Annotated in this window: 7 protein-coding genes; 3 read left to right on the plus strand and 4 right to left on the minus strand. The window is 32.0% G+C overall.

Features of this window, described 5'->3' with window-relative positions; translation table 11 throughout:
- The 4 genes from yqeB to ssnA all read right to left on the minus strand — a co-directional run.
- Positions 1 to 830, minus strand: an 830-nt coding sequence (yqeB, locus tag Q1J76_RS07710) for a selenium-dependent molybdenum cofactor biosynthesis protein YqeB (RefSeq protein ID WP_300369291.1), incomplete at its 3' end; no start/stop codon positions are given.
- 13 nt (positions 831 to 843) lie between these two features.
- The gene (gene xdh, locus Q1J76_RS07715) at positions 844 to 3417 is read right to left on the minus strand and encodes a selenium-dependent xanthine dehydrogenase (protein WP_300369294.1); all 2574 of its coding nucleotides are present in this window, start codon (positions 3415 to 3417) and stop codon (positions 844 to 846) included.
- Between the two features lie 108 nt (positions 3418 to 3525).
- The gene (ygfK, locus tag Q1J76_RS07720) at positions 3526 to 6495 is read right to left on the minus strand and encodes a putative selenate reductase subunit YgfK (RefSeq protein ID WP_300369297.1); all 2970 of its coding nucleotides are present in this window, start codon (positions 6493 to 6495) and stop codon (positions 3526 to 3528) included.
- Between the two features lie 93 nt (positions 6496 to 6588).
- Positions 6589 to 7920, minus strand: coding sequence for a putative aminohydrolase SsnA (gene ssnA / locus Q1J76_RS07725; RefSeq protein ID WP_300369300.1), 1332 nt, complete (start codon positions 7918 to 7920; stop codon positions 6589 to 6591).
- Between the two features lie 198 nt (positions 7921 to 8118).
- Between ssnA and Q1J76_RS07730 the strand changes: the two genes are divergently transcribed.
- The 3 genes from Q1J76_RS07730 to Q1J76_RS07740 all read left to right on the plus strand — a co-directional run.
- Entirely contained in the window at positions 8119 to 8778 is a 660-nt protein-coding gene (locus Q1J76_RS07730) for a helix-turn-helix transcriptional regulator (protein ID WP_300369303.1), read from the plus strand.
- Positions 8765 to 9958: a diaminopropionate ammonia-lyase gene (dpaL, locus tag Q1J76_RS07735; RefSeq protein WP_300369306.1), complete on the plus strand. Its 1194-nt coding sequence runs from the start codon at positions 8765 to 8767 to the stop codon at positions 9956 to 9958. Before Q1J76_RS07730 ends, dpaL begins: the two co-directional genes overlap by 14 nt.
- A gap of 62 nt (positions 9959 to 10020) precedes the next feature.
- Positions 10021 to 11323: YgeY family selenium metabolism-linked hydrolase (locus Q1J76_RS07740; protein WP_300369309.1), on the plus strand; the 1303-nt coding region annotated here is incomplete at its 3' end.

Here is an 11323-nt window from a genome sequence, read left to right on the forward strand (position 1 = left end):
TAATTTTTATTATATAAATACATCATTGCAGTAAGCACAGCACCGCCTAAATTTCTAGCCTTATCAGAAATAGTAAAGCAATTATCATATTCAGATTTTCTAGGATCAATATCCGCTATTTTCAAACCCTTACGAACTTTAAAACCATTTCTTATAATGCCTCTCAAAAGCCCATCAAAAGTAGCAAGTACTTCTATTTTTGCATTATTATTATTTATATATGCTATAACTTCTTTTTCTTTAACAAAATCACCTATATTTTTTATATTTTCAATAATTCCATCAGAACTTGCATGTATAACTCTTTCAGCTTCTTTACCACCTATATTACCTGGAATTCCAGTATTAGCTAGAGCCTCACCTTCTAAATACATTCTTCCAAGATTATGTCCACGCATAGTTTCTATAACAATATCACAGTCTTTACCAGCGGTAAATCCAGGACCTAATGCTATAGTATATTTAGCCATAGATTTATTAGTGCCAAGATTTTTTTTAGCAATTATAGCATCTATTAAAAATGCAGGTTTAATATTTTTTAATATATCGCAATTAGGATCTATAAGAATAGGAATCTTTTTATAATTTTCATTTGCAATTATATTAAGAGCTTCTTCATAGCTTTTTACCAATATAGATTCAATATCCTCAACTTTACTTTCACCATCATAAACAGCTTCGGATAATGAAACCTTTCTTCTAATAGAAGATGGGTATTGTGTCTCCAATAATATAATTTTTATATGTGCCTTATACAACGAATACACAATACCTGTAGCTAAATCTCCAGCTCCTCTTATAATTACAAGTTCATTGTTAAATAAACTCATAATAAAAAATAAATTATTTTGAATAAGGAGTATTTTTAAGTGGAAGTTCTGTTTGGAACTCCCCGTTAAATTTATAGTAAGCAGCAGCAACAGCAGGAGCAGTAGGTATACTAGAAATCTCTCCTATACCAGTAGCACCATAACCATAAGGTACACCAGGTTTTTCTATAATAATAGATTCAACATCTGGAGTTTTGTCTGCTCTGAATAATCCCAAAGTACCAAATTTCACTTTAGGAACGCAATTTTCAAGCGGAAATTTCTCTGTCAAAGCATACCCTAAAGACATAACAACACCGCCTTCTATTTGTCCCTCTAAAGATATAGGGTTAATAGCTCTTCCTATATCATGAGCTGCAACAACCTTATTAATACTTCCATTATCATTAAGTATACATACTTGAGTAGCATAACTATAAGCAACATGCGAAACAGGATTTTCTTTATCAACACCCATTTTATCAGTCATAGTTAACCATTCTCCATAGAACTCTTTACCTTCTAAATCTTTTAATGATTTTCCAGCATCAAGCTCTTTTTTAAGTTCTTCGCAAGCTCTCTTACAAGCTTCACCTGTAATAAGTGTTTGTCTAGAACCTGAAGTAGTACCTGAATCAGGAGAAGTTGCTGTATTAGGCTGATGAACCATTATTTGATCATCATTCAAATTAAGTGTATCTCCAGCTACTTGATAAAGTACAGTAGCAATACCCTGTCCAATACAAGAAGCAGCAGAATATACATTAACTATTTCATCTTTTACAAGCACACGAACTCTTCCAGTATCAGGAAGCCCCATACCTACACCAGAGTTTTTAAATCCGCATGCTATACCAACATTCTTATTATTATAGAATATATCTTTCACAGCCTCTAAAGTTTCCACAAGACCAGTAGCCTCATCAGCTATCTGATAATTAGGAAGTATTTGACCTGGGCGAATAGCATTTCTATATCTTATTTCCCAAGGATCCAATCCGCACATTTCAGCAAGTAAATTTATATTCATTTCAGTTGCAAAACAAGATTGAGGCACACCGAATCCTCTAAATGGTCCAGTAGGAGGATTATTAGTATAAAAAGATTTTCCTTCTATATCTATTACTTGATAATTATAAGGACCTGCCGCATGAGTACAAGCTCTTTGAAGTACAGGACCTGATAAAGAAGCATAAGCTCCAGCATCAGTTATTAAAACTGCCTTCATAGCTGTAAGTATTCCATTCTCATCACAAGCAGTAGTCATATCTATACTCATAGGGTGGCGTTTGGGATGCCAATTGATACTTTCCTGTCTTGTAAGTTTAAATTTAACAGGTCTTTTTGTTCTATATGCCATTATAGCGGCATAGTGCTGAACGCTCATATCCTCTTTACCACCGAATCCACCCCCTACATATTTATTTTCTACAACTACTTTGTCAGCATCTATACCTAAAGCCATAGCAACTTCTCTTTTAGTATCATATACACTTTGGTCGCTTGAATATATAAATATACCGTCATTATTGAAAGGCATAGCAATAGCAACTTCTGCTTCCATAAATGCATGCTCTGTCCAAGGAAGTTCATAATGTCTTGTAACTTTATATTTAGATTTAGCTATTACTTCATCAGCATTTCCTTTAACCAATTTTTCATGAGTAAGTAAATTACTTTCTCTCTCTTCATGGACTAAAGGTGCATTCTCTTTCATAGCTTCATAAGGATTTCTTACTAAAGGTAATTCTTCATATTCTATTTTTACTAAATCTCTAGCTTTTTTAGCAGTAGCCTCATCTTCAGCAACTATTAAAGCTAAACCATCAGCAATAAATTTTATAGTTTCACCTTCTCCAATCAATACATCCCAATCATGGAAAATATGTCCTATTTTTTTAGCACCAGGCAAATCTTTAGCAGTAATAACATCAACTACACCTTTTAAAGCTTTAGCCTCGCTTACATCTACTTTTAATATTTTAGCTCTTGGATATTTACTTCTAACTGCAACACCATGAAGCATACCTTCTAATTCTATATCATCGCAGTATTCACCTATACCTATAGTTTTTTCTTTAGCATCTACTCTAGCAATATTTCTGTCGCCTACTTTTACTTTTCCGCTATATTCTTTAATATCAAGATTTTCTCTAATCATTTTAGCCGCTAATTCTATTGCATCAATAATTTTCTTATAACCAGTACATCTGCATATATTGTTTTTTATAGCAGTAACAATTTCAAGTCTGCTAGGATTATTATTTTTATCTATCAATCCTTTAGCACATACAACCATACCAGGTATACAGAATCCACATTGAACAGCTCCTGTAACCGCAAAAGCATGAGCATAAACATCTTTTTCTCTTTGTGTAAATCCTTCTATAGTTTGTACTGTTTTTCCTTGCAATCTTCCTATAGTTTGAATACATGATTTAGTAGGCTTTCCGTCTATTAAAACAGTACAAGTACCGCAAGCTCCTTCAGAACATCCATCTTTTACAGACTTGCATTTGCAATCATTTCTAAGAACATCCATTAACTTTCTGTCTGAGTCAAAACTCATCTCTTTACCATTAATGATAATCTTGGCAACCTCACCCATATTAAATTACCTCCAATTAAAAAATATAAATATTAATGAATAATAACATAACAATGATTCATTTTTTATTCCTCATTGTTATGTTATATATAATTAATATAAAGTCAATTATTTTAATATTAAATATTTATAATTATTAAATACGCTATTAACTATGCTGTAAACACCATTTTTATTTTCACCTACTTTATAAGATTCCTCTTTTCCATCGATTCTTAATTTACAGTTACCATCTTTATCCAAGAATAAGAATCCATCATTTTTAGAATCTTTCATATCAGCTTCAGCAGCAAATAATGTAAACTTATCTTTATAAGGAGCTGAACTATAAGGACAGAAAGTTTCACAGTTACCGCATTCATTACACATATAATCAACGTGTATGATTTGAGATATTTTAGCATGTCCATCAACTTTAACAGATATATTAGCTCTGTTAGGGCAAACTTCAGCACAGCTTTCACAAATATAATCACAAGTCAAACATCTGTTAGATTCAGGATCTTTTGATACTTCTTTCAAAATACCTTTTTTACTGTAAGATATCTCTTCAGTAGAAACAGAAGGCAAATCAGGAGCAACTGCTTTTCCTAAAATAGCTTCAGCAACAACTTTAGCATCTCTTATAGCTTCTACTATAGTAGCAGCACCATATAAACCATCACCAGCAATATAAACATTTTTAATAGATGATTCATTAGTAGCAGAACATTTAGGTTTGCCTCTATCATCAACATCTATACCATTAGATTTATAGAATTCTGACTCGATTTGTTCTCCAATAGAAGCTATAACTGTATTAGTAGGAACTTCTACTGTTTCGCTAGTTTCAATTACATTTCTTCTACCTTTCTCATCATAGTCTGACAATTCCATTTTCTTACAAACAAGCTTATCATTTGCTAATTTAACAGGTGCTAATAATTCCATAAACTCAACACCATCTTCTATAGCATCTTTAAGCTCTTCTTCTAAAGCAGGCATATATCTCTTGGTTCTTCTATAAACTAATCTAACATTTTTTACGCCTTTGTTCTTTTTAGCAGCTCTTGCAGCATCCATAGCAGTGTTGCCGCCTCCGATTATTACTACATTTTCTCCTAATTGAACATTACCATTAGTCTTATTGAATTCCTCCAAGAATTTAAGAGCATTCATAGATTCTCCAGACTCAAGTTTTAAAGGCATATTTTTATGAGCACCTATACAAACAACTGTATAGTCATAATTTTTAGCAAATTCTTTTATATCTTTAACTTCTTTACCAAGTTCAAATTTAACACCCATTTGCTTACATAAGTTAACATCATTTCCTATTTCTTCAGCTGTAATTCTGAAATTAGGTATAATATTAGAAACTACACCACCTGCTTTCTCTCTCTTATCAAATACAGTAACATCAACTCCTGCACGAGCCAAGAAGAATGCTGCAGAAAGTCCAGCAGGACCAGCACCTATAATACCAGCTTTTTTACCTATAGAAGCAGCAGGTTTCAAAGTACCTATTACTTTATTATAACCAGCTTTGGCAGCTTCTAATTTGCATGCTCTAATACTTACAGGTTCCTCATAGAACTGTCTAGTACAAGTATCCATACAAGTATGAGGACATAATATACCTGTAGCAAATGGAAGAGCATTTTTTTCTAATATTACTTTGAAAGATTCTTCGTATTTTCCTTCAGCATTAAGTCTTATATATGTTGTAAGGTCTTGATTGATAGGACAAGTTTCCATACATGGAGCTGTATAACAATCAAGCATAGGAACTTTTTTTTTGATTTTTCTGCTTGCAAGAGGTTTAATAGGTTTAGTATGATGCTTACTTTTTTTACCCATTTCAACTATTTTTTCAGCTTTAACGACATCTACTCTAGTGAAAGGCTTGTATTCTTTAAGGTTTTTAGCTATTTGCTCTCCTCTCTGATAACCGCCTGTTTTTAAGAAAGTAGTAGCCATAGTTATAGGCCAAATACCTGCATCTATAACATCATTAATATTGAAATAATCACATCCACCTGAATATGAAATTCTCAACCCGCCATCAAAATCTTTACTTAATCTTAAAGCTACTGTCATAGAAAGAGGGAATAAAGATTTACCAGACATATACATTTCTTCAGATGGTAATTCATTTTGTTTAACATCTACAGGGAATGTATTAGTGATTTTTACTCCGAAAGAGAGAGAATTATCATCAGCTAATTTCTGAAGTCTTTGGAACATAGGAACTGCATCGCTGTACTGCAAGTCATCTTTAAAGTGGAAATCAGTAAAAGCTATATAATCATATCCCATTTCATCTAAAGTTTGTCTAGCATATTCATAACCTAAAAGTGTTGGGTTACATTTTACAAAAGTGTTTACTTTCTTTTCTGTAAGTAAATAAGAAGCTATTTTTTCTATTTCTGAAGGAGGGCATCCATGAAGAGTAGATAAAGTAGCAGAATTACATATATCAGCATTAATTTTATCTATATCTTCTTTTTTGAAGTTTTGGAATCTGTCTATATTGTTAGCTAACCACTCTTTGCACTCTTTAAATATAGGAGTGTTAGAAGCATCTTTTAAACATTCTATAAATTTATCAATTTTTTCTAGTTTAATACCTTCATAGTCATAACCAACCGACATATTGAACTGGAATCCGTCCATATCTCCTAAATCCCATTCTTTAGAAATTACTTTTAAAACTACCCAAGCTTTAACATATTCATCGAAAGCCTGATGTACATAAAGTTCAGTAGACCATTCACAGTTGTAACATTCATCATCAGCAGAAATACAAGGCTTGTTTACACATTTGCTTAATTCTTCTCCATCCATTTTCTGAACAGTTTTAAGTTCGAAGAATCTGCTCCCTGTATAATAAGCAGCAATTATGTTTTGAGCTAATTGAGTGTGAGGTCCTGCCGCAGGTCCTATAGGTGTTTCTAATTTTCTTCCAAAAATTTCATAATATTTGGACTTATCAGCTTTGTATACTCTTGAAATACCAAAAACTTTGCCTGTTTTCTTTTCTTCTAAAATCCAATTCATAAGATTTCCAAAAGGTATGGGTGTCATTACATCACTCATTATAATTCCTCCAATTTAATTTACTGTTTTTTATGAAACATTTAAGAATCATATATAAATATTTATTATATAGAATTTCAATGTTATTTTTTATTATTTATTAATTTGTTTCCAAAGTTTAGCAGACTCTTCTCTTATTTTAGCATAAGCAGCTTCTTCATCTATTTTTGTAAGTTTTCTATCTCTCATTAATACTTCTCCGTTACAAACAGTAGTATTAACATGTCCGCCGTTCATACCAAATAATATATGTCCATTAATATTTTTTTCATTTAATTCAGTGTAATTATTATAGTCCATAATAATAACATCAGCAGCAGCACCCTCTTTAAGTACACCAAGAGGAGTATCAAAATAACGATTAGCCATTTTAGCATTATTATCGAATAACATTTGAGGTAATTCTCCCCAAGCAGCATTAGGATCACAAAGGCTATGTTTATGAAATACATTTGCAACTTTGTACGATTCTATCATATCATGAGTATATCCGTCAGTACCTAAACCTGTTAATATGCCCTTTTTCATTAATTCCATAGTAGGAGGACATCCGCAAGCATTACCCATATTAGATTCAGGGTTATGAGAAGTCATAGTATCTGTATCTTTAATTAAATCCATTTCATGAGGATTGATATATATACAGTGTACAAGTATAGTTTTAGGACCTAAAACTCTCCAATCATAAAGTCTATCAACTATTCTCTTACCGTGCTCTTTCAAACAAGCATGTAAATCTTCTATACCTTCAGCTACATGAATATGACATCCTATTCCTTCAGGTAAATCTTTCATACAAGCTTCCATAGTTTTATCTGAAATAGTGAAAGAAGCATGCATTCCCATCATACCTTTGATCATATCACTTTTATTAGCCATAGCATGTTTAATAAAATCAAGATTTTCTTTAATAGAAGCTTTAGATTTAGCCTCTCCATCTCTGTCTGAAACTTCATAACAAAGACAAGAACGAACGCCCATAGTTTTAGCAGCTTCTTCTATAGCAAATAATGATCCTTCAATATGTCCGAAACTAGCATGGTGGTCAAATATAGTAGTAACTCCGCTCTTAATAGACTCTATATAAACTGCCATAGCACTTTGTTTGGTTTGTTCTAATGTAAGATTTCTGTCGATAGTCCACCACATACCATCTAATATTTCTAAGAAACCATTAGGGTTATATCCATTTATACTAAAACCTCTAGCCATAGCAGAGTAAATATGCTCATGAACATTTATAAATGCAGGCATAATTATATGACCTCTAGCATCTATATACTCAGTATCTTTATATTTTGCTTTTAAATCTGAAGTTTTTCCAACCTCTTTAATTAATCTGTCATCACAAAGTACTGCACCATCTTCTATAAATGGTTTAGTAGAATCTCTAGTAATTAATTTTCCTCCGCCTATTAATAGCATAAGTGCCTCCTAAAATTATATTTGAGTTATTTTTACATATATTTATTTTATATTTTAATAGGATATTAAAAAAAGTTAATTTGTCAACGAATTTTCAAAAAAATTTTAGATTTTTTCTTGAAAATCTAAAAAATAATTAGTATAATATAAACATCTCATTAAATAATTAAACTATTACAATATATTTTGGAGTTATTTATGATCTATAATATAGTACTTGAAACATTAATAAGTGTTGCACACGGCATAGCAAGACAATTTGGAAATAATTGTGAAGTATGTATACATGAACTTAAAGAAAAAGATTTAGATCATACGATTATATTCATCATTAATGGTGGAGTAACAGGAAGACAAGCTGGTGAAGGTACATCAAATGTAGTAATAAACACTATAGAAAAACTTAAAAAGGGAGAACCAATAGTTGATCACTTATCATACCTTACAAAAGCATCAAATGGAAAAATATTAAAATCATCAACAGTTTTTATAAAAGACATGGAAGGCAAGTATAAATATATACTATCTATAAATTTCGATATAACTAATTTTATACCGTTCAAAAGCGACTTAGACACTTTGCTTCAAACTGAAGATAAATCAAAGTTGGAAGAAATACCAAACAGTGCACAAGAACTTATGGATAAATTAATAACAAAAAGCGAAGAATTAGCTGGAAAGCCCGCAAGTATAATGAATAAAGAGGAAAAAATAAAGGCTATAAAATTTTTAAATGATTCAGGAATATTTTTAATCACTAAATCTGGTGATAAAGTATCAAATCATTTTGGAATAAGTAAGTTCACTCTATATAACTATATAGATTCAAAAAAGGAGGAAATAAATGAGCGATCTTAAATGGGCTGAAAATAATATGCCTAAGTCAGATGACAAAAATCTACCAATTATGTCTATTGAGGAGGTAAAAAAAGCAAAAGCTTTTCACCAAAGTTTCCCTCAATATGCACAAACACCATTATCAGAATTAAAAGAAATGTCTAAATATTTAGGTTTAGGAACTATTAAAGTAAAAGATGAATCATACAGATTTGGTCTTAATGCTTTCAAAGTATTGGGAGGTTCTTACTCTATGGCTAGATATATAGCTCAAAAAATGGGTAAAGATGTAAGCGAATTTACTTATGATGTATTAACTTCTCAAAAATTGAAAGATGAATTTGGTCAGGCTACATTCTTCTCAGCTACAGACGGTAACCATGGAAGAGGAGTTGCTTGGGCTGCTAATAAATTAGGACAGAAATCTGTTATATTTATGCCTAAAGGTTCTACTCAAACTAGATTAAAAAATATTCAGGCTGAAGGTGCTACAGCTACTATTGAAGAATTTAACTATGATGATTGTGTAAGAAAAGCTGCTGCTGAAGCTACTAAAGTACAAAACGGTGTAGTTGTACAGGACACTGCTTGGGAAGGTTATGAGGAAATACCTGCTTGGATTATGCAAGGTTATGGTACTATGGCTTTAGAGGCAGATGAACAATTTGGAGAAAGACCTACACATGTATTCGTACAGGCTGGTGTTGGTTCTTTAGCTGGTGCTATGGTTGGATATTTCTCTAACAAATATAAAGATAATCCTCCTATAATGATAGTAGTAGAAGCTGATGCTGCTGCTTGTTTATATAAGGGTGCTGAAGCTGGAGATGGAAAAATAAGAATAGTTGATGGCGATTTGGATACTATAATGGCTGGACTTGCTTGCGGAGAGCCTAATATCACTTCTTGGGATATACTTAAAAATCATGCTAATTGTTTCATAGCTGCTCAGGATATAGTTGCTGCTAGAGGTATGAGAATGTTATCTGCTCCATTAAAAGGAGATCCTCAAGTAGTATCTGGAGAATCTGGTGCTGCTCCATTCGGTGCTTTAGCTACTATAATGCTTAATGATGAATATGCTGAATTAAGAAAGAAATTAAAACTTGATTCTAATTCTAAAGTATTATTATTCAGTACTGAAGGCGATACTGATCCTGCAAGATGGAAAAATATTATTTGGGAAGCTAAAGAGAGATAATTAATTAATTTGATTTAATTAATATATATAGAAAAAAATGAATTTTTTAGGAGATAAAAACAATGAGTGCTATTTCAAAAGAACAATTTGAACAAATAAAAGGAAAAGCTGAAGGTTACAAAGCTGATATGACTAAATTTTTAAGAGATTTAATTAGAATACCTAGTGAATCTTGCGAAGAAAAAGGTGTAATCGAAAGAATAGCTGAAGAAATGAAAAAAGTAGGATTTGATAAAGTAGATATCGATCCTATGGGTAATGTTTTAGGTTATATGGGTACTGGTAAAACTTTAATAGGTATTGATGCTCATATTGATACAGTTGGTATAGGTAACAAAGACAATTGGAAATTTGACCCTTATGAAGGTTATGAAAATGATATTGAAATTGGCGGAAGAGGTACTTCTGATCAAACTGGTGGTATAGTTTCTGGTGTTTATGGTGCTAAAATAATGAAAGATTTAGGTCTTTTAAATGACAAATATCAAGTAGTTATAGTTGGTACTGTACAAGAAGAAGACTGTGATGGTTTATGCTGGGAATATATATGTAAAGAAAGCAAAATTAAGCCTGAATTTGTAATTTCTACTGAACCTACTGATGGTGGTATTTACAGAGGTCAAAGAGGAAGAATGGAGATAAAAGTAGATGTTAAAGGCATCTCTTGTCACGGTTCTGCTCCAGAAAGAGGAGATAACGCTATTTACAAAATGGCTGATATACTTCAGGATATTAGAAGTCTTAACGAAAATGATGCTAAAGATTCTACAGAAATCAAAGGCTTAGTAAAAATGTTAGAAGAAAAATACAATCCTCAGTACAAAGAAGCTAATTTCTTAGGAAGAGGCACTGTAACAGTTTCTCAGATTTTCTATACTTCTCCAAGCAGATGTGCTGTAGCTGACTCTTGTTCTATTTCTTTAGACAGAAGAATGACAGCTGGTGAAACTTGGGAAAGCTGCTTAGAAGAAATCAGAAATCTTCCTAATGTAAAAAAATATGGAGCAGAAGTATCTATGTATAACTATGACAGACCATCTTGGAAAGGATTAGTTTATCCAATAGAGTGTTACTTCCCAACTTGGGTAATACCAGAAGACCATATTGTAACTAAAGCTTTAGAAGAGGCTTATAAAGGCTTATATGGCACTGAAGAGAGATTAGGACCTACTCCAGAAGTAGAAAAAGAAAGAAAAGCTCGTCCTCTTACTGATAAATGGACTTTCTCTACTAACGGTGTATCTATTATGGGTAGAAATGGAATACCTTGCATAGGTTTCGGACCTGGTGCTGAAGCTCAAGCACATGCTCCTAATGAAAAAACTTGGAAACAAGATTTAGTTAATTGTGCTGCTTTATATGCTG

This window comes from Brachyspira sp. (genome assembly GCF_029258575.1).
In the GTDB taxonomy this organism is placed as follows: Bacteria; Spirochaetota; Brachyspiria; order Brachyspirales; family Brachyspiraceae; genus Brachyspira.